Genomic DNA, 21,584 nt, shown 5'->3' on the forward strand with positions numbered 1-21,584 from the left:
GTCAGTGATCCGCGCAGCACGGCGTAGGGTCCGGGACCTCGAACGGGACCAGTACCCCTCCCACCGCTGGCATGAGGGTGAGGACCAGTTCGCCGTCCTGCCACTGCGGGCGGACGTGATCCCTCGTCACCACCCTTTGGTCCGGCGGGGGTTCACCCGCCGACCCCAGCACGGTGACGCGGTCGATCGCGGAGCCGGACAGCAGCTCCTCGACCGTCACCGTGCCGGTCAGGGCGGCCGACCCGGGGTACACGACGGCCCGGCCCACCTCGTCGGGCGCGCCGGTCGTCACCTCGTACCCCTTGGCCGTGAGCAGTCGCACGGCCTCCTCGGACGCCGTCGCGAAGGACAGCACCACGCGCGGCCGGTCCCCGCGTACCAGGTGCGTGCAGCCGAACTCGCCCTCACCGAGGGCTAGTTCGGCGGCCAGCGCCAGCAGCAGGTGGTCGGCCGCGCGCAGGTCGCGTACGTCGGTGTCGACCGTGATGACGTGCTGGTTCACGCGGGCAGGACCCACACGGGGTTCGAGTAGAACCACAGGTCGTTCCACGGGTCGGCGTCGCCGACGACGTCGATCGCGGGACCGGCGGGGTCGACGGCCGCACCCCGCGAGCCGACGGCGGACCGCTTGCCGTCGGAGCCGCGCAGGCGGACGTAGAGCGGGCGGTCGACGCGGCCGAGGGAGTACGTGATCCGAGCCGTGCCGGTGGACTTGTTGACCTCGTACGACTTGACGACCTTGGCGGTCGGCGCGGTGAAGGTGTCCTTGTCGGCGACCGGGCCGGTGACGTCACCCTGGATGACGTCCACGCGGGCCAACTTCGGGACAAAGCCTGCCCAGTTGGGGCCGTCGGCAAGGGCGATGTCCACGGTCAGCGTGACGTTCGTGCCCTTCCTGACGTGCAGCGCGCCGCCGAGGGTGGCCCAGCGGCTGCCGCCGGAGAGGCGGACGTCGAGGCCGCTGAGGAGCTGGCCGTGGTCGACCCAGACGCGGCCGGCGCGTATGCCGTCCATGACGGCGGCGTACGAGAAGTCCTCGGAGCCGACGTGGGTGCGGCTGTACTGGCCGGGCCAGTAGTCGCCCTGGGTGATGTCGATCTTCCCACCGTAGACCGGGTCGTCGTAACGGCCGTTGGCGTTGAAGTCGCCGCCGCCTCGCGCGGCGGTGTCCGCGTAGACCTGGTGCGAGTCGGAATTGGCGCTGATCCACCAGGCCTTGCCCTCGGCGAGCAGGCTGTCCCACAGGCCGCCGACGGTGGCGGTCATCCAGTCGAAGCCGCCCCAGGTGCGGTAGCTCTCCGGCGGGTAAGCGGCGAAGGAGTTGGCGCTCGGGTTGTTGTCGTAGATGCCACGGGCCCGGCCCATGCCGAGCGGGGCGGGGATACCGGCGGCCTGGTGGCCCGGCGCGCCCTCGAAGCCGACGGCGACCTGGTGGCTCGCGGGGGTCGCGTCGCGCCAGGCGCGGATCTCGTGCGGGGAGTCGACACCGCGCCGCGCCGGGTGGTTGGCGAGCATCAGCGCGTCCTTGACCTTGCGCTGCCGTACCTGCTCGCCGAGGAAGGCGAGGCCCGCGACGGCGAGCGCCTCGTTGGCGGGCGTCGAGTCGGAGGCGTTCTTGACGCTGCCGTCGTAGTCGGTCTCGAACTGCTTGAGGACGGAGACCTCGTTCTTGCCGGGGTGCACGAAGACCGTGCCGTGCTCGGCGCCCGGGATGTTCCACTCCAGGCCCTGGAAGACGAGGGTGTCCTCGTACGCGTCGCGGGCGGCCTTGATGTCCGGGTTGACCTTGTCGACGCCGATCTTGGCGTGCGTGGTGCTGCCGTGGTCCGTGATGACCAGCCAGTCCATGCCGTGCTTGGCGCCCTGGCGGACCTGGTCGACGACGCGGTACTTGCCGTCGCTGCTGTACTGCGTGTGGATGTGGTGGTCACCGGCCAGCCACAGGAAGCCCTTCTTTCTCCGGCCGCCGGCCGCCGGCTGGGCGGCGGCAGTCCCGCTCGCCGCACCGCCGAGCACTCCGGCGGTCGCCAGACCCGCGCCGAGCAGACCCGCGCGGCGCAGCATGGAGCGGCGCGACCGCTGGTCGGGTGTCAGGGCCTCGTCGGGTACGGCGGTGTCGAAGGCGGCCGGAAGGCTCGAAACGCCCTCGTCAGCGTGGTCGTGGTCGTGATGGTGGTGCCCGTGTCCGTGCCCGTGGCTGTGCCCCATGTCGGCCTCCTGTGTCCGGCGCCGCCGGTGCGGACGCGCGTATGGAGACTCGATGCGAAACATGAACTTTGGACAACGCCAGGGTGATCACAGGACGACTCTGACGCGGCGGCTCGCCTCGTCTCTCACAGTTCCCCCAACTACCCTTGTACGTCACACTAGTTGAACTCGAACCTGAGCAGCGTTCTGCTTCCTCCGCTCTCCCCCACGGTTCTTCACCACCGCTCGTCACCGCTCGTCACCGCTCTTCCCCACCGTTTCCTCCGACTGGAGACACCCTCATCATGAGAAGACTCATCGGCACGCTGATGGCCGGCGCGTTGGCCATCGCAGGGCTCACGGCAGCCGCCACGGCGCCCGCCACGGCCGCCGCCCCCTCCTCCGGTACCTTCAACGTCCTCACGTACAACGTCGCGGGCCTCCCGGATGTGCTGAGTTCCGGGAACCCGGAAGTGAACACCCCGCTGATCTCCCCGCGGCTCGGGGCGTACGACATCGTGAACGTGCAGGAGGACTTCAACTACCACGCGGCGCTGTACGCGGGCGACAACCACCCGTACCGCACGGCGACCAGTGGCGGTGTGCCCTTCGGCGACGGGCTCAACACCCTCTCGGACTACGAGTTCGACGACTTCGAGCGGGTGCAGTGGAATGACTGCACGGGCACCAACTGCCTTACGCCCAAGGGCTTTTCGCTCGCGCGGGTCCGGCTGGCGGAAGGCGTCTTCGTCGACCTCTACAACGTGCACACGAACGCGGACGACACGGACGAGGCCCACGCCGCCCGCCGCGCGAACGTCGAGCAGCTCTCGGCCTTCATCACCGCGAACTCCTCGGGCAACGCGGTGATCGTCATGGGCGACACCAACACCCGCTACACCCGCGCGGGCGACAACATCCGCCTGCTGGGGAGCGCGAACGGTCTCACCGACGCATGGGTCCAGCTGGTGCGCGGCGGCAACGCCCCGGCCCAGGGCAGCGACGCGATCGTCTGCCCGACGACCGCGCCGACGAACGACTGCGAGGTCGTGGACAAGGTCCTCTACCGGGGCAGCGACCTGGTGAACCTCTCCGCCACCCGCTACAACAACGACTGGGCGAAATTCCTGGACTCGGCCGGTGGCAACCTCTCCGACCACTTCCCGCACACGGTCGACTTCTCATGGACGCTGCCCGCCAACCTCCGGGCGAGCGACACGTTCGGCGGCCCGCACGGCACCGCCTTCAACGACGCGGACAACCTCCCGGCCACGCCCTCGCCCCGCACGCTCACGCTGCGCGGCGGCTCCCGCCTGGACGCGGTGTCGCTCACGCTCGACGGCGGTACGTCCCTGACCCACGGCGGTACGGGCGGTACGGCCGCCTCCCTCACCCTCGCCTCGGGTGAACACCTCACGTCCGTGAAGCTCACCCGGGGGCAGAAGGACGGCCGCACACGCGTCTTCTCGGCCGCCTTCACGACCGACAAGTCCCGTACGGTGACGGCCGGTTCGGCCACGACCGACACCGTGACGTACACGGCCCCGGCAGGCTGGCAGATCGTCGGCTTCACGGGCCGCTCGGGCGACGAGATCGACAAGCTGGGCGTGGTGTACGCACCTATCGCCTGACCAAGCCCTGGTAAGACCCCAGGTCCCGGACGGGGCGGGCAACCCGCCCGGCTCCGCCGGGACTTGGACAGGCGCGGCAGGCGACGGTCCGCTGCACTATGGAGACATGGCTACGCGTGCGGTCGTCTGGGCCATGGCGCTCTCCAGCGCCGCCGCGAACGGTTTCGCGCTGTGGGTGATGACGCTGCCGCACGCGTACCCGCGGGCGGCGGCGTCGGAGCCCGCCTATGTCATCTCCCTGGCCGTGGTGAGCGTCGCCGAGATCGCCGTCGGGTCGGTGCTGATCCTGCTGCGGCCGAGGAACCCGATCGGCCGTGTCCCTCCCCGCCATTCCTACGCATGCTAACTTTTTGCCTAGAGGCTCTAGGTCGGCGGCTGTGTACGGGGGTGATCGTTCATGGTCCGAGCAGGGCTCACCACGGAACGTGTCGTGATGGCGGCGGCAGACCTCGCGGACGAGGTCGGCTTCGAGAACGTCACGCTGTCCGCCCTGGCCCGGCGCTTCGGGGTGAAGGACGCGAGCCTGTACTCGCACGTCAGGAACCTGAACGACCTGCGGACCCGGGTCGCGCTCCTCGCGGGGGGCGAGATGATCGACCGAATCGCCGCGGCGGTGGCCGGGCGCGCAGGCAAGGACGCCCTGGCCGCCTTCGCCGACGCCTACCGGGAGTACGCGCTGGAGCGGCCGGGGCGGTACGCGGCCACCCAGATCCGTATCGACCAGACCCTCGTCATCGACCAGACCCTCGTCGCCGAGTTCCCCGCCTTCCGGAGGACCGCCGAGATCACGTACGGCATGCTGCGCGCGTACGGCCTCGACGAACCTGATCTCACCGATGCCGTACGCCTGTTGCGCAGCACCTTCCACGGTTACTGCGCCCTGGAGGCCACAGGCGCTTTCTGCGCCCCCCGTGACGTACGGACGTCCTGGAACCGGACCGTCGAAGCCCTCCATGGCCTGTTGGAGCACTGGCCGCGTTCTGTTGGAACACTGACCGCGCGTGGGAAACAGGATGAGTGACCGCCACGACGTCCACGGCAGGCCGGCCCTCGTTGCGACACTGTCTCCCCTCTCCGCCCCAGGCGTCCCGAAGGCCGACGGAACGTTCGACGTAGCTTCGGGCCCTCACGGGCTCCACCGGCCCTCACCCTCAGACCGCTGTCAGGAGAAACCGATGCGTGTGCTCATGCCCCTCCCCGACCACGACTTCGACGTCACGGAGGTCGCCGTGCCGTGGCGGCTGCTGACGGACGCGGGTCACCGGGTCACGTTCGCCACGGAGGTCGCCGGGACCGTCCCGGCCGCCGATCCGCTGCTGCTCACCGGCGTACTTTTCGGCCAACTCGGCGCGGAACCCGAGCCCAAGGAGTTCTACCGGCAGCTCTCCGAAAGCCCCGAGTTCCGCGAGACGATCGCATGGGACGCCATCGGGCCTGGCGACTACGACGGGTTGCTGCTGCCCGGCGGCCACGCGCCCGGAATGCGGCAGTACTTGGGGTCTCCGGCACTGCGCGAGAAGGTCGCCGCGTTCTGGGCGCTGTCCCGCCCGGTGGCCGCCATCTGCCACGGCGTCCTGGTCCTGGCCCGTACCGAGGACCAGGAAACCGGGCGCAGCTTGCTGCACGGCCGTCGTACGACGTGCCTGCCCAAGTACATGGAACGCAGCGCGTACGCCCTGACCTCCTGGAAGCTCGGCCGCTACTACCGTACGTATCCGGCGTATGTGGAGGACGAGGTCCGCTCGGCGCTCGCTTCCCCCGAGCAGTTCGTCCGGGGCCCACGGGAGTTGAGCCGACGTGGCACGGCGACGGACGACAGCCACGCCTTCGTCGTGGAGGACGGCAGCTATCTGTCGGCCCGTTGGCCCGGCGACGCGTATCTGTTCGCCCGGCGCTTCGACGCGATACTGCGGGCGGCTCAGTCCCCGAAGGCCTGATCAGCCGGGGTCCTGCTCCGGGTCCCAATCGGGCTCGGGACCGGGATCCCAGTCGGGTTCGTGATCAGGTTCGGGGCCAGGATCGTGGCCGGGGGCTGACGAATGCCCCGCGTCGCCGTCCGGACCCTGGGGGTGTCGTTGACACGCACCTCAACGAGACCCCTACCTGCGCGACCGGCGACTCGCGCCAACGAGCAGTGGCGGCGAGGATGTCCAGCAGTCTCACCCCACGACCACGACAACCCGCGCCAGTCTCGCCACACTCCCTCTCCTCGCGTCAACCCCCGAAGGACTTCGAGCGTTGACCACTTAGACTGGAAGCTTCGCCGGTGCCACGTGCCGCCCTGGGGGATGGAGCGCGCCTTGTCCCAACAGCAGCTCCGACGCGGCCCGTTGAGACCGGATCCCGAACCGCATGTGCCGCACGGCCCACGGCCCGCACGGTTGGTGCGCTGGCTCGGCGGGTTCGGCTGCGTGGCCGCCGGCTACACGGTGTTCCAGTCCCTGGTCGGGGTGCTGCCGGACAGCGTCGACGGGGAGTCCGCGCGGTACACGATCGCGGTGGTGAGCGGACTCGGCACGGCCGTGGCGGCCTGGCTGTCGGCGGCACTGATCCGGACCCGGTACGCGGACACGGACAACACCCCCGTACCACCAGGCCAGTTGACGCCGACCACTCCGTCCTTGTCGGGGCCCGGACCGCTCCCCGAGCTCTTCTCCACCGCGTACGACACGCTCGCCGAACAGGTCTGCGTGGTCGACGACCCGGTCCGCGGGCAGCTCACGGGATGGTCGCACTCCCTCGGCGAGAGCGGCCCCGGCCGACCCACCTCCGTGGGTACGGCGTACGGCCTGCACATCATGCTCGACCTCGGGATGCCCGAGGGCCGGATCGGCGCGGGCGACCTGGTGGACACGCTGTGGCGGCTGCGGCTGCCCGACGGCGGCTGGTCGGCGCGGTCGCAGGGTTCCGAGGCCCGCCCGGAGGTGACCGCCCTGGTGCTGGGCGCGCTGGCCCGGGCGGGGGCCTCCCGGGAGCGGCTGGCGGCGGAGGTGGCGCACTGCGAGGCGGGCTTCACCCATGAACTCGACCGCGCGGGGCGGTCGTTGACGCATGTCGTGACGACCGTGCTGCGCGGTCTGCTGCGCGCCGCGCCCCGCTCGGACACGCTGCCGCTGCTGCGGGACGCCCTCGTCGAGGGTGCGGTCACCGATCCGCGTCGCCAGCACCGCCGTTGCTGGGGCTACCGGCTCGCGCCGTTGCACGGCCCGCCGTCGCCGCTGCACACCGCGCAGGCCGTGGTCGCCCTGGACCGCGCGGCCCGCGTCCTGGGCGGCGAGAGCGCCAACGGCCGCGCGGCCCGTGAGGACGGCGTGCGCTGGCTGCTGGCCTGTCCGGACGCCCCGCACGACGCCTGCCTCGACCTGTCCAACCTCCGCGAGGAGGTGCGCAGACCCCGCACCGACGACCCGTCCCGCCACGAGGTCCTGAACGTACGGCACTTCACGGCCTCCTGGATCGTCCGCGCCCTGCTCACTCCCGGCGCCCGCGACATCGCCCGCGAGGACGGCCTGGAGGAGGAGTGGCGTGAGCGTCTGAACGGCGCGGTGAGCGCGGTGTGGGCGGGGCAGACGGACGGTATCTGGACCTGGGTCCGCGACGACAGCAGCGAGCTGCGCCGCCCCATGTGGATGACCTACCAAGGCCTTTCGGCGCTACGGGCGCATGCCGTATGGGTATACCAACCGAATGGCTGAGACGGGAGAAACGTGCATGGGTGGTCGGCAGGTCCTGGCGGCACGGCGGCTGCTCGCCGAGGCACTGGACGGCGAACTGCCCGAGCACGAAAGGGTGTTGGCGGCCCGCGCGGTCGTCGCCGAACTGGGCTCCCCCGACCGCCTGTTGGAGCTGACCGCCGAACTCGCCTCCGGCGAGGGCGATCCGGACGCCTGCGCCCGGCTCTCGTACCGCCATGTTCTCGGCTTCGACAAGCTCCTGCTCATCGACGGCGGCCCGCACCACAAGCTGCGCGCCCATCTGTGGCATCCCGGACGCGGGGCGATCGGCGAGGAGGACATCCACAACCACCGTTCCCCACTCGCCTCTTATGTCGTACGGGGGCGGCTGGCGATGGAGTTGTACGCGCCCCGGGAGACGCCCCGAGAGGACGGCGGCATCGAGGCGGACCGCTATCTGGAGTCCCTGACGGGCGAGTCGGCCGACTGGCGGCTGGAGGCGACGGGCCCGGCCCGGCTGCACCTCACTCAGGTCGCGGAGTACACGGCGGGCAGTACTTACGCGCTTCCCGCGCACACCCTGCACCGCGCGTGGTGCGACACGGCCGAGCCGACGGTGACGCTCTTCCTGGAGACGGGGAGCGGACGGCGGCGGCACACCGACGTGTTCACGGCGGCGGGCCCGCATCCGGGGGCGGTACCGAAGGTGCCACTCGACGTGGCCGACTATCTGGCCGAGCTCAACGCGCTGGCGGAGCTGCTCAGGAGCTCGTGAGGGTCAGAAGCTCGTGAGAGGGCCTTTTCCCCGGTGAGGGGCGCATGCCACACCCTGACATCTGTCAGGGACGCGACGTCACTGACACGATCTACAGTTCGAGGCGCTGGCTCGGGGGACCTCTTGGCCGCTACGTAGCCGTTGTGACGACATGACGAAGGTCCCGGCAGGCGGGCATTGCGGCAACGAGCCGATCCGCGAGATCCGTCCGCCCTTGGGCCAGGGAGAAGACATGCACAGCATCCGAAGGAGTGCCATGCATCTGCGCATTCGTACCGCCGCCACGCTTGCCGTGGCCGCCTCGTTCATCGGTCTCGTCGGACTGGCGCCGCCGGTGTCCGCCTCGCAGACCCCGCAGACACCGGAGGGCAAGTACTGCACCATCGTCGTGGAGCCGGTGAAGCCGGGCGAGAAGACCTCCCGGGTGAAGAGCCGGACCTGCACCGACGACCGGGCGACGGCAGCAGCGGCGCGCAACAGCGCCCGGACACCGCTCATGTCCTGGTACGAGCACGCCAACTACGGCGGCGACTCGACCATGGTGTTCGGCGACTTCGGCCCCTGTGACCTGTCGGGCTACAAGCTGAACACCGGCCTGTGGAGCAGGTCGATCTCGTCGTTCAGGACGTACAGCAGCTGCAACTTCCAGTCGGCGTACCGCTATGACGGCGATTGCTGCGCAACCTACTGGGGCTATGACACGCCCTACGTGGGCGACTGGGCGAACGACCGCATCGGCTCCTTTCAGATCAACAACATCTAGCCTGCGCTTTCCCCTTGCCACAGTGTCCGGATCTTGAGCGGAAACGCGAAAGTGCCTTCCGAGCTGGGACGATGAGGCTTGTCGTGCGGGTCACGGTAGGGCAGCGCAGCAGGTCCGTGGTCTCCTGCTGGGCGACGGTGTCGTCCCTGGTCAGCTCCGTGACGACCCGCACCCGTTCGGCCGGGTGACGTGCTCGGTGACCGCCGGCCGCTTCAGCAGATCGGTCGCGACCTGTGCTGCGACCTCGTCGTCCCGGGTCAGGTCAACCACGGCCTGGACCTTCTCATCCGCCGTGACCGGCCGGTCGACCCGCTGGCCGACGACCCGTTTCGCCCCGCACCTCAGATCATCCTGGCGCACGCACCTCACGGCCAGGGATCAAAAACACCTGCTGAGGGCCTGTCGGACGATGTCCAGGTTGTACGCGTCGATCTCCACGCTGTGCAGGTCGGCGGGGCTCAGCCAGACGTACGCCTGGTCCGGCTTCGGCAGGGTGATGTGCCGGGAGAGGGGCTTGACGAGGAAGTTGTCCTGCCAGTTCTTGATCTCGTGTCCCTGGTACTCACTCACGAACGACGATTCGCCGACCTTCCGGACGACCTCGCCGAGCAGCCCGGTCTCTTCCTTGAGCTCCCGCAGCACACCGTCCTCGGGACTCTCGCCGGGCTCCAGCTTGCCGCAGGGCACGCCCCACACGAGGGGCAGGAACCGCTCGGTCTCACTGCGACGCACCAACAGCACACGGCCTTTGTGCATCACGACGGCGGCGGCCAGTCGCTTGTCGCCGGGGATGTCCATGTCCATGGTTCCTCGGTCCCTCGCCGGTCGGAGTCCAGGGGGTTCTATACCCACGAAAACGTCAACCGTACCAGGGCCGGCCCCGGCGCGTCCGGCTTCGGAGGCCCGGCTGAAGCGGCTCCCTCCGTGCAACCTGTTCCTCGGCTCGCGCGTCTCAAGCAGCGCCAGGACCAGTGCGCGCGTGGAACGGGGGGGCGGTGCGATGGCCGACAAGGGGAGGTATGGGTTCGTCCAGAGCGTGCGGCGGTTCTTCTGGCTGCCGCGGGACATGCCACGCCGTCCCGCTCCGGTGATGCCTCTGGTGCGGGTGTGGCTGTTCGGTCTGGCCGTGGGGGCCTTCTTCGCGGTGTTCACCCCGGACGACGAGGCCTTGACTCCGTGGGCCATGACAGTCGTCGTGGGGGTGGCCGCGCTCGACGACGTCATCAAGGGGGTGCGGCACCGCTGGCCGGCCTTCTTGACCGCCTGGGTGGTCTGCTGGGGTCTCGCCTGGCTCCTGTCCGCGGTGGTACCGGGTCTCGACGATGCCCACTGGGACGAGTTCGCCGCCTTCGCTCCGGCGACGGCGGCGTCCGTGGCGACGTTCGTCGGGATCACGCGACTGCCGCAGCAACCGCGCCTGTGACCCGCGCGCTCAGGCGCCCGGCCGCGCGGTCCTGACCGCGACCGCCCCGTCCGCCAGCCGGGCCCGCACCTCGCGCCCGCCGCTCCAGCGGACGTGGATCTCGTTCGTCCCGTCCACGGTGGTCACAGCCACCGAGTCCTCCAGCGGGGCCGGGTCCGGCTCGGCGGTGAGGCGGGCGAACGCGACGAAGACGGTGTCGGCGGCGGCCGTGACACCCGTGAGTCCCTCGGCTGTGTCCAACAGGCCGTGGGCGGGCCTGAGTTCGGCCCGCAGGCCGCCGCCCCCTGCCTGCACACCACCGTCTCCCACCGCCCATCCCGTGATCCGTACGGACGTCCCCTCGGGCGCGCCGGACACACGGAACGCCCGTACCTCCACCGCGCCTTCGGCCAGCACGAGGCTCGTGACGCGGGCGCCGGAGGCCGTCGTGTGCCGGGAGGCCGCCCAGCCCTCGCCCACGCCTAGCGGCTCGATGCCGGTACGGCTCGGATCGTCGCCCACGGACACGGTGTTGTCGTACGCGTACGCCGCTGAGGGCACCGTGACCGTCGAGTACGCCAGCCGCGTATAGAAGGGGTCGTAGCGTACGTCCTCGCTTCCGTGATTGTGGAGGCGGACCAGGCCGTCCGAACTCGTCGACTGGAGCAGCCAGTTGGGCGGGCCGATCGGGTGGGTCCCGTCCTCGCGGTCCGCCGGTCGGGGCCGCTCGGGCGCCGTCCACACCTCGTGGTCCGGTGGCAGCAGCAGGCCGAGGAAGCCCTTGCTCGCCCAGTACGGGGACGCCGGGCCCGAATAGCCTTGCAGGACGGCCGAGTTGGGGCCGTGCCAGCCCAGGGTCAGCAGGCCCCGGTCGTCCACGGCGCCCCGGTCGAGGAAGTACCTCAGCGCGCCGGACGCCAGCCGTCGCGTCTCCCCCGGCGCCAGGGGCGTACGGCCGGTGAGCGCGCCCAGCCACAGCGGGGCCGTCGTCGCGAAGCGGTAGGTCAGCGAGCGGCCCTGGTGCATCGGCGCGCCGTCACCCCCGAACAGGCGGGCGTAGTCGGCGAGATGAGCCGACAGCCGCCCTCCGTAAAGGTCGAGGAGACGGGGGTCGTCGGCCAGCCAGGCATGCAGCACCGGGTACAAGTGCATCGCCCAGCCGTTGTAGTAGTCGAAGGCGCGCCCGTCGCCGTCGGTGTACCAGCCGTCGCCGACGTACCACTGCTCGATACGGTCCAGGCCCCGCTCGATCGCGGCCCGGGACAGCGAGGGCTCGTACCCGATCTCTTCCAGGAAGCCGCCGACCGTCACCGGGAACAACTCCCAGTTGCAGGGCCAGGGTTCGGCCGTCAGGGCGTCGCCGAGCCAGGCCGCGGCCCGCTGCCGTACGCCGTCGTCGAGCCGGTCCCAGAGGAGGGGCCGGGTGAGGCGCAGGGCGAGGGCGATGGAGGCGGCCTCGACAAGGGGCTGGCTGCGGTCCTCGATGCGCGGCCAGCTGCCGGCCGTCCCGGCGGCGAGTCCTTCGGCGTACCGCTCCAGGGCCTTCTCGTCGCGGCGGAAGGCCGCCAGCATCAGCGTACGGGCGTATCCCTCCAGGCCGTCGGAGAGGCGGCCCGACCAGCTCGGGTGCTCGCCGGGCAGGTGGTAGAGGGCGCGGTCCCCGGTCGCGTACGGTTCCACGGCGGCGAGCAGCGAGTCGGCGGCTGCCTCCCAGTGGGCGCGCGTGTAGCCGGTGTACGGGCTGAGGGTGCGGTCCTCGGCCGCGTACGGCTCCACGGCGGGAACTCCTGCGGGAACGCCGGCGGGGGCTGCGGACATCGGTCGGGCTCCTGTCTCGCTCGGATGTGCGACCTGGGATGTGTGACCTGGGACGCCCCGGTTCCGGTCGGGACGCCCCAGGAGTCCAGCTCACCTCACCAGGCGCTCGGGCACCAGGTGTTGGGCGACCAGTTCGTCGCGGACGAGTTCCGCGTACACCGTCGCACCGTGCGCGGAGGTGTGGGTGTTGTCCCGCTTCTCGTTGTAGAGGTAGAGCGCCTTGGAGCCCTCGACGCCCAGTGCCTCGACCAAGGCCTTTGTCCTGGTCGTGAGGTCGATGAGGGGCACGTCGTGCGCGGCGGCGACCGAGCGGGTGACGGCCGGGTGGTCCACGCCGAGGCCGTTCACCAGGAGGGCCGTGTTGTTGTTGAGGGTGCCGTCAGTGTTGAACCAGCGGCGGACGATGGGAGTGACCAGAACCGGACGGCCACCCTTGTCCCGTACGCCCGCGACGAGTGTTTCGAGGTTCGCGCGGTACGTCGCCTCGTCGGTCTGCTTGTCGTTGTGGGCGAGCTGGACGAGGACGAGATCACCCCTGCGGATCAGCGGCTGGACGGTCGCGAAGAGCCGCGGGTCGGCGAGGTAGGTGACCGTACTCTCCCCGGAATCCCCGTAGTTGGCGACCGAGGCGCCCTCGCGGAGGTACTGCGGGAGTTGCTGGCCCCAGCCGGAGTAGGGGTCGCCCGGCTGGTCGCAGACCGTGGAGTCGCCGACGAGGAAGATCTGTCGGGTGTGCCGGGCGGCGGCCGGAGTGACCCGGATGTCGGCGAGCGCGGGCGCCGCGCCCCCGATGACCAGGTCGAGACCGGGCGTGCCCGCGGCTCCGGTGGGCTCGCCCTCGGGCGTGCGGACGTTCACGGTGAAGGCGCGCGTCACCGGCTCGCCCGCCTCGGTGGGCGTCTCGGCGAGCAGGGTGCGTCGCGTCTCACCGGTGACACCGGTGCTCGCCGCGGTGTCACCGCCGAGCCGCACGCGGACGTCGTACGTGCCGGGCGCGACGTCGAAGTGGCAGGCCGCCGCGGTGCAGTTCTCCATCCCCATCCCCATCCCCATCCCCGTACCCGTCCCCATGCCACGGGTATGGGCCTGGGCCGGGACTGCGGACAAGGCCGCGGCGATGGTCAGCGCGGCCAGCAGGGTGATCGTCGTCCGTCTCAACGCGACTCCTTAATTCCCTCACGTCCCTCACGTCCCTCAAAGTCCTCAAGTTCCTCGGGTCCACTGCTGGTTGGTCGCCCCGCTGCACGTGTACGTGATGATCGCGGCGGAGTCGGCGGTGGACGCGCCGTTCACGTCGAGGCACTCGCCACTGGCGCGAGACGTGATGGTCACGTAGGAGCCGGTCGTGGTGAGGGACCACTGCTGGCTGGTCGCCGAGGAGTTGCAGTTCTCCTGGGTGACCGTGCCGGCGTTCTCCTGCACGCACAGGGAACTGTTGCGGACGTTCAGCTGGTAGTAGCCGCTGCCCACGGACTTGAACCAGTACTTCTGGTTGTTGCCGCCGTTGCAGGTGTACTGCTTGATCTGGGCTCCCGACCAGAGCGACTGACTTGTCACGTCGGCGCACTTGGCGGAGTGGCGGGCGATCAGCGTGTTGTAGGTGGCGCTCGTGCCGGTGACGGTCCCGGCGGTCGTGTCGAGGGTGACCTCCGGGGACCAGGACATGGACATCGTGGTCGAGCTCGGGAAGGTCAACGGCAGCCACACATAACGGGAGTCGTTGACCGTGCCGCCGAAGGAGTTGCCCCAGCGGTCGCCCATGTAGAGGTACGAGGTGCCCGAACTCCCTTGCACGGGAAGGACGTACGCGGCCTGCGAACCGTAGGTCGTCGAGTCGCCGACGTTCGTCATGGCCGTCCACGGACCGGCGATGCTGGTGGCGGTGGCGTACTGCTGCTGGTTGGGGCTCCAGCCCGTGGCGGCTGAAGTCACCATGAAGTAGACGCCGCCCCGCTTGAAGAGCGCCGGGGCCTCGCGGTGGCCGCCGTGCCAGGGGTCCGCGACCAGGCTCGCGATGCCCGTGTAGTCGGCCGTCAGGCGGTAGATCTGGAGGTCGTAGTTCTCGCGGGCCGCCGAGATCATGTATCCGGCGCCGTCGGTGTCCACGAACACCGTGATGTCACGGGACATGTGGGTGCCGAGCGGCCGGAAACTGCCCTGCCAGGTGTAGTTGCCGTCGACCGTGTCCGACACGGCGACCGCCGCGCGGGCCTCGCCGTAGTCGACGCCGTTCTCCTTGTGCATCCACATCACGAACTTGCCGGTGGACGCGTTGTACATGACCTTCGGCCGCTCGATGTTCGCGGTCGCCAGCTCCGGGTTGCTCGCCTCGGTGAGGACGTGGTTGCGGAACTCCCAGTTCTTCAGGTCCGTCGAACGGTAGGCGTCCACGTACCGGAAGGTGTTGTCGGTGTTCCGGTTCTCGCCGAACCAGTAGTAGTACGAGCCGACCTTGATGACCCCGCCGCCGTGTGCGTGCAGGGGGTTGCCGCTGGTGTCGGTGAACTGCGTGCCGTTGGTGACGGTCTGGGGTGCCGCCTGGGCCGGACCGGCGGTGCCGAGTGCACCGGCCAGCGCCAGACAGAGGGCGAGGAGTACCGCGTACGCACGTCTCATCTCACACACTCTCCTTGGGGACACACAGAGTTGGGGCACAAAAGGAAACAGAAGCGTTCGGCATTTCGCACAAGATCTGCCATTCCGAACGCCGAAAAGGTAAGGGCGTGTTACGGGGAGGTCAACGGTCGGGACCGAACCGAGGAAACAAACATCGGAGCGAAGTTTTTGTTATCCGCCCCCGCCCGTGCCCGTCTCCGTCGATGTGAACAAGAACATCGGCGCACGGGCGGCAGGGATTGGCGTACGGACGGCACGGATTCGTGAACGCGCGGCGGGAGCGGGCGCGGCGCTCGCTGTCGTAGCGACAGGAGTCATGGCACCGGCCGCAGTTGCGGCGCCCGCCGGGGCGAAGGACGTCACGGCGGCGGTGCTGGCCGACCGGGACGTCACGCTGAGCGGCGACACGGTGGTGACCGTGCCGGCCGGGGAGACGACGTACGACGGGGTGTTCCGGGGCGAGGGCACGCTCACCGTGCGCGGCTCCGGCACCCTGGTCCTGGCCAAGGACAGTGACTTCACCCTGCCCAAGTCCCGGCAGCGCCAGCAGGTCAACACCGAGGGCGGCAACCACCCGTACACCACCGTGACCAACCCGGACCCGCCCGCGATCACCGTCGAGCGCGGGGCGACCCTCCAGTACGGCACGGGCGGCGGTACGGGTCTGGTCGGGCACTTCCCGTACAACACCCCGGGCTACCAGCTGAACCAGCTCAACATCAAGGTCGACGGGACACTGCGCCTGTCGCTCGTACGGACCTTCAACCTCGGCACGATCAGCGGTTCGGGGCTCGTCAGCCAGCCGCGGTTCATGTGGGGCAAGCTCGACCTCGCGGGGACCCACCCGTTCACGGGGGTGATCGACAACGGCACCGGTATGGACGCGGGCAAGTCCGAGTACCCGGTGTCCCTGCCGAACGCGCGGGCCATCCTCAACCAGGGCACCTGGACCGTGGACACCCCGCTCGGCCAGACGATCACCCTGCGGCAGAACTTCTACCAGCGGGAGTACGGCAGCGATATCAACGTCCAGTCGCGCCCCGGCAGCAAGGTGGTGCTGGCGGGCCAGTACAGCTGGTCGAACCAGGGCGGCGACACCAACCCCTCGCTCAGTGACCCGGCCCTGAACTGGCGGCCCGCGACGAAGAACGTCAACAAGCGCGGTACCAACATCAAGGGCGCCAACGTCCAGTGGGGCGACGGGACCACGAACAAGATCTTCATGCCGGGGACAGCCGACACCGTCTACATCAACCTGCTTGCCGCCAGGTCCCGTTCACTGCTCACCTTCGACTACAACGGGCCGGTGACACTGGGCGCACCCATCGGCGGCGGCCGGTTCCACGACACACTCTCCGCACCCGGCGCCGGTGACATCGTCATCAAGGGAACGAAGGGCAACGACGTCACCTTCGCCGCCGTCCAGTACTACAACGGCTCCACGACCGTCCAGAAGGGCGCGGTCCTGCGGCTGGGCAGCGGAAAGGCGGGCGGTGACGGCGGGCTGCACACCAAGGGCGACCTCTACAAGGTGGTCAACGACGGGTCGCTGGTACTCCGCAACACCTCCAAGCCACTGACGCTCTCCCGGATCAGCGGCAGCGGCTCGCTCACACAGTCGGGCGCGGCGACGACGACACTGACGGGCACGTCGGTGACGTACACCGGGGCGACGACGGTCACGAAGGGCACGCTCGCGCTCGACGGAACGAGCCTGGCCCGCAGCAGGGCGATCCGCCTCACGACGCCCGCCGCACTGCTGGACGTCCGTAAGGCACCGGGTGCCGCGCTGACCCTGACCACGTCCCTCTCCGGCAAGGGCAAGGTCGTCGGCACGGTGACGAGTACGGGCAAGGTCTCGGGCGGTGTGACGGTGACAGGGGACTACGCGCAGCGCGCGGGCGGTCAACTCGTCGTAGGGGCCGAGGCGTTGAAGGTCGGCGGCAAGGTGACGCTGGCGGGGAAACTGGACGCCAAGTCGGTCAGTTCCTCGAAGGCGAAGACTGACGCGAAGACAAAGACGGTCACGCTCATCGACCACGCGGGCAAGGCGAAGACGACCGGTACGTTCACCGGGCTCAAGGAGGGCGCCACGGTCAAGGCGGGCGGGACCGAATACCGGATCAGCTACCGCGGCGGCGACGGCAACGACGTCGTCCTGACCACCGCCACCACCGCGAGCCCCTCGGCGACCGCCCGCGCCGCCGCCGCAGCAGCAGCGGAGTCAGCCACACCGAAGGTGACCCGTACGCAGAACGCGGCCAACGAGAGCGCCCTGACGCGTGCTTGGTGGCCGATCGCAGCCGCACTGGGCCTGCTGGTGTTGCTGGTGATCCCGGTGACAAAGCGTCGGCGAGGACGGCGGAGGGGCGGGCGGCATGCGTCCGCGGGGTGACGGGTCACTCGGCAGCGGGATGACGGGTCACTCGGCAGCGGGAAAAACCCCGCGCGCACTCCCCCACCCCCTTGCTACCTTCACCGTCATGAAGCGCGCCCAGATGACGACGACGCCGGAGAGTGTCCCGGCGCGCTGACCGATGAGCCAGTCCGAAGCCCCGGGGCCGAGTGCCCCGGGGCTTCGGCGTACCCGGTCACTCGCCCGGAACTTCCCGCCCGCGAGGAGACCACGACCGTGAACGACAACAGCAACGACAACAACAACGAACACGGCAACGAGCACGGCAACGAGCACGGCAATCGTCACGACCATCGCAGGCTCGGCCGTGAGCTGGACCTGTTCGACACCGACCCGCTGATCGGCGCGGGGCTGCCGTACTGGCTGCCCGACGGCGCGACCGTACGGCACACCCTGGAGGAGTACATCCGCGGCGAGGAGCGGCGGGCGGGCTACCGGCACGTGTACTCGCCGGTGCTCGGCAAGCGGGAGCTGTACGAGATCTCGGGGCACTGGTCGCACTACAGCGAGGACATGTTCCCGCCGATGGAACTGGGCTCGGAGCAGGTCGTGCTGCGCCCCAGCCTGTGTCCCCACCACGCGGTCATCTACCGCTCCCGCTCCCACAGTTACCGCGAACTCCCGCTCAGAATGGCGGAGTTGGGTGGCATGTACCGCTCCGAGCTGTCCGGCGTACTCGGCGGCCTCACCCGCGTACGCGCGATCCAGCTCAACGACGCGCACATCTTCTGCACCCTGGACCAGGTGGCCGACGAGGCGGGCGCGGCGTTGGCGATGATCCGCCGGGCGTACGAGGCGCTCGGGATCAGCCCGGCCCGCTACCGGCTCTCCCTGCCGGGCCCGGGCGGCAAGTACGTGGCCGCGCCCGAGCTGTGGCGGCGGTCGACCGCGCTGCTGACCGAGGTCCTGGACGGCTCGGGGCTGCCGTACGAGGCGGCCGAGGGCGAGGCCGCGTTCTACGGTCCGAAGATCGACGTCCAGGTCGCCGACGGCGCGGGCCGGGAGTCGACCCTCTCCACCGTGCAGGTCGACTTCCACCAGCCCGAGCGGTTCGACCTGCACTACATCGGTGCGGACGGCGCCAAGCACCGGCCGGTCATGGTCCACCGCAGCGTCATCGGCAGCGTGGAACGGGCCGTGGCCCACCTCGTCGAGCAGCACGGCGGCGCCTTCCCGGCCTGGCTCGCCCCGACCCAGCTGGCGATCCTGCCGATCTCGGACGCGCAGCTCCCGAACGCCGCCGCCCTCGCCCACCGCTGCGCCGAGCGGGACCTGCGTGCCGAGATCATCGGCCCGGACCGCGGCACCCTGGGCGCCCGTGTCCGGGAGACCCGCCTGGCCCCGTACCAGGCGGTGATCGGCCCGAAGGAGGCCGCCGACGACCGGGTGGCGCTACGACTGCGCGACGGCCGCCGCCTCGATCCGCGCCCGGCCGAGGAGGTCATCGACCGGATCGCGTCACTGGCCGGGGCCCACAGCACCGAACTGTGGGACGGGTCGGCCTGAGGGTTTCTCCCCTCACTGTGCGCCCGCGGAACCTACCGTGTCCGTCGTGAATGCCGGTTCCTGCGTCGGCGCAGAGTAAAGGCGCAGGCCAGGATGCCGAGGCCCCAGGCGATCAGAAGGGCACCCCACATCGGCATGGTCACCAGTGGGATGAGAAGGCGGATCTCGATACTCGTGCTGTTCTGAAAGATGAAAATCAGCGCGATCGCGGTGATCAGAACGAACGGAATGAGGCGGCGGACGCCGGGGCGCGAAAGGAACGGCGTGTGTGCCTTGTGGTCTGTGCTGCTCTGAGCCATGGGGTGCCTCTCCCTCACGTGCCCCTGCATCCAGCGTCCTCTTTCACCGCGCGGCACGCCACCGAGGGGCCCGCGCGTACCGCGGCTCACCGTGGGCGGAGGCCCGCGGGTCCCGCGGGTCCCGCAGATCCGGCTGGTGACGCCGCCTCCCGCATGTTGGACATTCTGTTCGAGCACTGGACCCACACAGGCATCCGCCACCCCCTCGACTAGCGTCGAGACATGACCAGCGACTCCGCCCGCGGCTCCTCTCACGCCTCCCCGCGCACCCTCGCCGAGGCGCTCGCGCTCGACACCGGCACCGTCGTCCTCGACGGTGGCATGGCCAATCAGCTCGAATCGGCCGGGTACGACCTGAGTGACGAGCTGTGGTCGGCGCGGCTGCTCGTCGAGCGGCCCGAGGCGATCACCGCGGCGCATCTGGCCTACTTCGAAGTGGGCGCCAACGTCGCGATCACCGCCAGCTACCAGGCGACCTTCGAGGGCTTCGCGCGGCGCGGCATCTCCCACGAGCGGGCGGCCGAACTGCTCGGCCTCAGTGTCGGACTCGCCCGCGAGGCGGCCCGGCAGGCCGAGGAGAAGGAGAAGGAGAAGGGGAAGCGGCAGGGCGTGCGCTCGCCGCTTTGGGTGGCGGCATCGGTCGGGCCGTACGGGGCCATGCTCGCCGACGGTTCGGAGTACCGGGGGCGGTACGGGCTGAGCGTCGCCGAGCTTGAGCGGTTTCACCGGCCCCGGGTGGAGGCACTGGCCGAGGCGCGCCCCGACGTCCTGGCCCTTGAGACCGTGCCCGACGCCGACGAGGCACGGGCCCTGCTGCGGGCGGTGCGCGGACTCGGCGTACCGGCGTGGCTGTCGTACAGCGTCGCCGGGGGCCGGACGCGGGCCGGGCAGCCGCTGGAGGAGGCCTTCGCGCTCGCCGCCGACGCCGACGAGGTGATCGCGGTCGGCGTCAACTGCTGCGCCCCCGACGACGTGGCCGACGCGGTGGAGACCGCCGTACGCGTCACCGGCAAGCCCGTGGTCGTCTACCCGAACAGCGGCGAGACCTGGGACGCCGAGGCACGCGCGTGGACCGGCGGCTCCACCTTCACGACCGACCAGGTCACCGGCTGGGAGCGGGCCGGGGCACGGCTGATCGGCGGGTGCTGCCGGGTCGGGCCGACGGCGATCACCGCAATCGCGGGGATCACGAAGACCGGGGGCGTCTGGGGGGTCACGAAGACCGGGGGCATCGGGGGCATCGCGGAGGCACTCGGCCCGCTCGACTCCGTGTGACGGCGGGCGCGGTCAGCGGGACGCCGTGCTCGCGCGTACCACCAGCCGCGTGGACAGCTCCGTACGCGTCCCCTCCGGTTGCTCCCCGGCCATCATGCGCACCAGCAGGCGCAGTGCCGTCGCGGCCATCTCCGAGAGCGGCTGGCGGATGGTGGTCAGGGCCGGTGAGGCCCAGTGGGCCTCGGGCAGGTCGTCGAAGCCCACCACGCTGACGTCGTCCGGGACGGACAGGCCCCGCTCGGCGAGGGCCCGGTACGCGCCCAGGGCCATACGGTCCGAGCAGACGAAGACGGCCGTGGGCGGTTCCGGCAGATCGAGGAGTTCCAGCATCCGGCGGTGTGCGGCGGTCTCGTCGAAGCTGCCGTAGCGCAGGTACTCGGGGCGGTGGCGCAGTCCGGCCGCCGCGAGCGCCGAGCGGTACCCGGCGACGCGCGCGCTGCTGCACATCTTGCGGCGGTAGCCGGCGATGACGGCGATGCGTTCGTGGCCGAGGGAGAGCAGATGCTCGGTGGCGGTCACCCCGCCGTGCCAGTTGGCCGCGCCCACCGAGACGACCCCGGGCGGTGGTTCGAGCACCGGGTCGATCAGCACGAACGGGATGCGGTGCTGGTCGAGCCAGGCGTACTGGGACGCGGTCAGCTCGGCGAGGTTGAACAGCACGCCGGAGGAGCCACGTGTGGACAGCTTGTCCAGCCAGCCGCGCTCCGGCCGGCCGCCCCGGGTCCGGGTCAGACCCGCCGAGACCACCACCTCCAGGCCCGCGTCGTGCGCCGCCTCCTCCACACCGTGCAGGATCGCGCCCGACCAGGAGCTCTCCAGCGAGTGGACGACGAGGTCTACCAGGCCGGGCGACTTCACCGCGTCGAACCGGGGTCTGCGGACATAGCCGAGCCGGTCCAGCGCCTCCGTCACCCGGCGGCGGGTGTCCGGCGCCACGTCCTCCCGGCCGTTGACGACCTTGGAGGCCGTCGGCACGGACACGCCCGCCTCGCGTGCGACGACCGCGAGGGTCGGCCCGGCCACGCTCCCGGTACGCACCATGGAAGCCCACCTCTCCTGGCCCCGTCCCGAGGGCCGCGAAAGTTTCGGGTAGAAAGCGCTTCCTACAGTAGGGCCGCTGTACTGCGCCGTGGAAGAGCCGGTATTCAGCGGAATTCCATGGAGACGAAAGAATTTCGCGGAGACGAAACTTTCGAAATGCCGAACAAGCGGGTAATGGGCG

Annotated in this window: 19 protein-coding genes and 1 pseudogene; 11 read left to right on the forward strand and 9 right to left on the reverse strand. The window is 70.2% G+C overall.

The annotated features are described in order from the left end of the window. Position 1 precedes the first annotated feature (1 nt). Positions 2-502 carry a hypothetical protein gene (locus OHA11_RS09130; RefSeq protein ID WP_266493912.1) on the reverse strand — a complete coding sequence of 167 codons (501 nt, stop codon included), beginning with the start codon at positions 500-502 and terminating at the stop codon, positions 2-4. Then, complete coding sequence (locus OHA11_RS09135) at positions 499-2,208, reverse strand: PHP domain-containing protein (protein ID WP_266493913.1); 1,710 nt, start codon at positions 2,206-2,208, stop codon at positions 499-501. The genes OHA11_RS09130 and OHA11_RS09135 overlap by 4 nt, the downstream gene beginning before the upstream one ends. A gap of 284 nt (positions 2,209-2,492) precedes the next feature. Here OHA11_RS09135 and OHA11_RS09140 point away from each other — a divergent pair, with 284 nt between their 5' ends. From OHA11_RS09140 to OHA11_RS09170, 7 genes are all read left to right on the forward strand, one after another. Continuing rightward, positions 2,493-3,818, forward strand: a complete 1,326-nt coding sequence (locus tag OHA11_RS09140; protein ID WP_266493915.1) for a jacalin-like lectin — start codon at positions 2,493-2,495, stop codon at positions 3,816-3,818. Positions 3,819-3,924: 106 nt separating this feature from the next. Then, complete coding sequence (locus tag OHA11_RS09145; RefSeq protein WP_266493916.1) at positions 3,925-4,164, forward strand: hypothetical protein; 240 nt, start codon at positions 3,925-3,927, stop codon at positions 4,162-4,164. A 51-nt stretch (positions 4,165-4,215) separates the two neighbouring features. Continuing rightward, positions 4,216-4,839 carry a TetR/AcrR family transcriptional regulator gene (locus tag OHA11_RS09150; RefSeq protein ID WP_266493917.1) on the forward strand — a complete coding sequence of 208 codons (624 nt, stop codon included), beginning with the start codon at positions 4,216-4,218 and terminating at the stop codon, positions 4,837-4,839. Positions 4,840-4,993: 154 nt separating this feature from the next. Further along, complete coding sequence (locus OHA11_RS09155) at positions 4,994-5,755, forward strand: type 1 glutamine amidotransferase domain-containing protein (protein WP_266493918.1); 762 nt, start codon at positions 4,994-4,996, stop codon at positions 5,753-5,755. Between the two features lie 363 nt (positions 5,756-6,118). Next, the gene (locus tag OHA11_RS09160) at positions 6,119-7,513 is read left to right on the forward strand and encodes a hypothetical protein (protein ID WP_266493920.1); all 1,395 of its coding nucleotides are present in this window, start codon (positions 6,119-6,121) and stop codon (positions 7,511-7,513) included. 16 nt (positions 7,514-7,529) lie between these two features. Then, the gene (locus OHA11_RS09165) at positions 7,530-8,267 is read left to right on the forward strand and encodes a hypothetical protein (protein ID WP_266493921.1); all 738 of its coding nucleotides are present in this window, start codon (positions 7,530-7,532) and stop codon (positions 8,265-8,267) included. A gap of 256 nt (positions 8,268-8,523) precedes the next feature. Beyond that, positions 8,524-9,030, forward strand: coding sequence for a hypothetical protein (locus OHA11_RS09170; protein WP_266493923.1), 507 nt, complete (start codon positions 8,524-8,526; stop codon positions 9,028-9,030). On the opposite strand, the pseudogene OHA11_RS48500 reads toward OHA11_RS09170, so the two are convergent. Continuing rightward, positions 9,017-9,399: pseudogene (locus tag OHA11_RS48500) on the reverse strand (DUF6192 family protein). The gene OHA11_RS09170 and the pseudogene OHA11_RS48500 overlap by 14 nt on opposite strands. 9 nt (positions 9,400-9,408) lie before the next feature. Further along, positions 9,409-9,828 (reverse strand): NUDIX hydrolase, encoded by a 420-nt coding sequence (locus OHA11_RS09185; RefSeq protein ID WP_266507049.1) that lies wholly within the window; start codon positions 9,826-9,828, stop codon positions 9,409-9,411. Positions 9,829-10,030: 202 nt separating this feature from the next. On the opposite strand from OHA11_RS09185, the gene OHA11_RS09190 reads away from it, so the two are divergent. Next, on the forward strand, positions 10,031-10,453 hold the full coding sequence (locus OHA11_RS09190) for a hypothetical protein (RefSeq protein WP_266493928.1): 423 nt from the start codon (positions 10,031-10,033) through the stop codon (positions 10,451-10,453). 9 nt (positions 10,454-10,462) lie between these two features. Here OHA11_RS09190 and OHA11_RS09195 read toward each other — a convergent pair whose 3' ends face one another. The 3 genes from OHA11_RS09195 to OHA11_RS09205 form a co-directional block, all read right to left on the reverse strand. Further along, the gene (locus OHA11_RS09195) at positions 10,463-12,250 is read right to left on the reverse strand and encodes a DUF2264 domain-containing protein (RefSeq protein WP_266493931.1); all 1,788 of its coding nucleotides are present in this window, start codon (positions 12,248-12,250) and stop codon (positions 10,463-10,465) included. A 90-nt stretch (positions 12,251-12,340) separates the two neighbouring features. Further along, a complete protein-coding gene (locus tag OHA11_RS09200) occupies positions 12,341-13,408 on the reverse strand; it encodes a rhamnogalacturonan acetylesterase (protein ID WP_266493933.1) in 1,068 nt (355 codons plus the stop codon). Between the two features lie 45 nt (positions 13,409-13,453). Next, positions 13,454-14,866, reverse strand: a complete 1,413-nt coding sequence (locus OHA11_RS09205; RefSeq protein WP_266493936.1) for an RICIN domain-containing protein — start codon at positions 14,864-14,866, stop codon at positions 13,454-13,456. A 316-nt stretch (positions 14,867-15,182) separates the two neighbouring features. Between OHA11_RS09205 and OHA11_RS09210 the strand changes: the two genes are divergently transcribed. Continuing rightward, positions 15,183-17,261 carry an autotransporter gene (locus tag OHA11_RS09210; RefSeq protein WP_266493939.1) on the forward strand — a complete coding sequence of 693 codons (2,079 nt, stop codon included), beginning with the start codon at positions 15,183-15,185 and terminating at the stop codon, positions 17,259-17,261. Positions 17,262-17,498: 237 nt separating this feature from the next. After that, positions 17,499-18,788 (forward strand): threonine--tRNA ligase, encoded by a 1,290-nt coding sequence (gene thrS, locus OHA11_RS09215; RefSeq protein WP_266493941.1) that lies wholly within the window; start codon positions 17,499-17,501, stop codon positions 18,786-18,788. Between the two features lie 32 nt (positions 18,789-18,820). Here the strand turns inward: thrS and OHA11_RS09220 are convergent, their stop codons facing one another. Beyond that, positions 18,821-19,087 carry a hypothetical protein gene (locus OHA11_RS09220; RefSeq protein ID WP_266493944.1) on the reverse strand — a complete coding sequence of 89 codons (267 nt, stop codon included), beginning with the start codon at positions 19,085-19,087 and terminating at the stop codon, positions 18,821-18,823. A gap of 222 nt (positions 19,088-19,309) precedes the next feature. On the opposite strand from OHA11_RS09220, the gene mmuM reads away from it, so the two are divergent. After that, on the forward strand, positions 19,310-20,362 hold the full coding sequence (mmuM, locus tag OHA11_RS09225; protein WP_266493947.1) for a homocysteine S-methyltransferase: 1,053 nt from the start codon (positions 19,310-19,312) through the stop codon (positions 20,360-20,362). 12 nt (positions 20,363-20,374) lie between these two features. On the opposite strand, the gene OHA11_RS09230 is transcribed toward mmuM, so the two are convergent. After that, positions 20,375-21,403: a LacI family DNA-binding transcriptional regulator gene (locus OHA11_RS09230; RefSeq protein WP_266493949.1), complete on the reverse strand. Its 1,029-nt coding sequence runs from the start codon at positions 21,401-21,403 to the stop codon at positions 20,375-20,377. Between the last annotated feature and the right edge of the window lie 181 nt (positions 21,404-21,584).

The organism is Streptomyces sp. NBC_00878 (assembly GCF_026341515.1).
Classification (GTDB): Bacteria; Actinomycetota; Actinomycetes; order Streptomycetales; family Streptomycetaceae; genus Streptomyces.

What these genes read in the sequence shown, in the direction of transcription:
- OHA11_RS09145 (WP_266493916.1), top strand. Translation starts at nt 3,925, where the DNA reads ATGGCTACGCGTGCGGTCGTCTGGGCCATGGCGCTCTCCAGCGCCGCC.
- OHA11_RS09205 (WP_266493936.1), bottom strand. Translation starts at nt 14,866, where the DNA reads ATGAGACGTGCGTACGCGGTACTCCTCGCCCTCTGTCTGGCGCTGGCC.
- OHA11_RS09140 (WP_266493915.1), top strand. Translation starts at nt 2,493, where the DNA reads ATGAGAAGACTCATCGGCACGCTGATGGCCGGCGCGTTGGCCATCGCA.
- OHA11_RS09195 (WP_266493931.1), bottom strand. Translation starts at nt 12,250, where the DNA reads ATGTCCGCAGCCCCCGCCGGCGTTCCCGCAGGAGTTCCCGCCGTGGAG.
- OHA11_RS09185 (WP_266507049.1), bottom strand. Translation starts at nt 9,828, where the DNA reads ATGGACATCCCCGGCGACAAGCGACTGGCCGCCGCCGTCGTGATGCAC.
- OHA11_RS09165 (WP_266493921.1), top strand. Translation starts at nt 7,530, where the DNA reads ATGGGTGGTCGGCAGGTCCTGGCGGCACGGCGGCTGCTCGCCGAGGCA.
- OHA11_RS09220 (WP_266493944.1), bottom strand. Translation starts at nt 19,087, where the DNA reads ATGGCTCAGAGCAGCACAGACCACAAGGCACACACGCCGTTCCTTTCG.
- OHA11_RS09210 (WP_266493939.1), top strand. Translation starts at nt 15,183, where the DNA reads ATGGCACCGGCCGCAGTTGCGGCGCCCGCCGGGGCGAAGGACGTCACG.
- OHA11_RS09135 (WP_266493913.1), bottom strand. Translation starts at nt 2,208, where the DNA reads ATGGGGCACAGCCACGGGCACGGACACGGGCACCACCATCACGACCAC.
- OHA11_RS09230 (WP_266493949.1), bottom strand. Translation starts at nt 21,403, where the DNA reads ATGGTGCGTACCGGGAGCGTGGCCGGGCCGACCCTCGCGGTCGTCGCA.
- OHA11_RS09155 (WP_266493918.1), top strand. Translation starts at nt 4,994, where the DNA reads ATGCGTGTGCTCATGCCCCTCCCCGACCACGACTTCGACGTCACGGAG.
- OHA11_RS09170 (WP_266493923.1), top strand. Translation starts at nt 8,524, where the DNA reads ATGCATCTGCGCATTCGTACCGCCGCCACGCTTGCCGTGGCCGCCTCG.
- OHA11_RS09150 (WP_266493917.1), top strand. Translation starts at nt 4,216, where the DNA reads ATGGTCCGAGCAGGGCTCACCACGGAACGTGTCGTGATGGCGGCGGCA.
- mmuM (WP_266493947.1), top strand. Translation starts at nt 19,310, where the DNA reads ATGACCAGCGACTCCGCCCGCGGCTCCTCTCACGCCTCCCCGCGCACC.
- OHA11_RS09190 (WP_266493928.1), top strand. Translation starts at nt 10,031, where the DNA reads ATGGCCGACAAGGGGAGGTATGGGTTCGTCCAGAGCGTGCGGCGGTTC.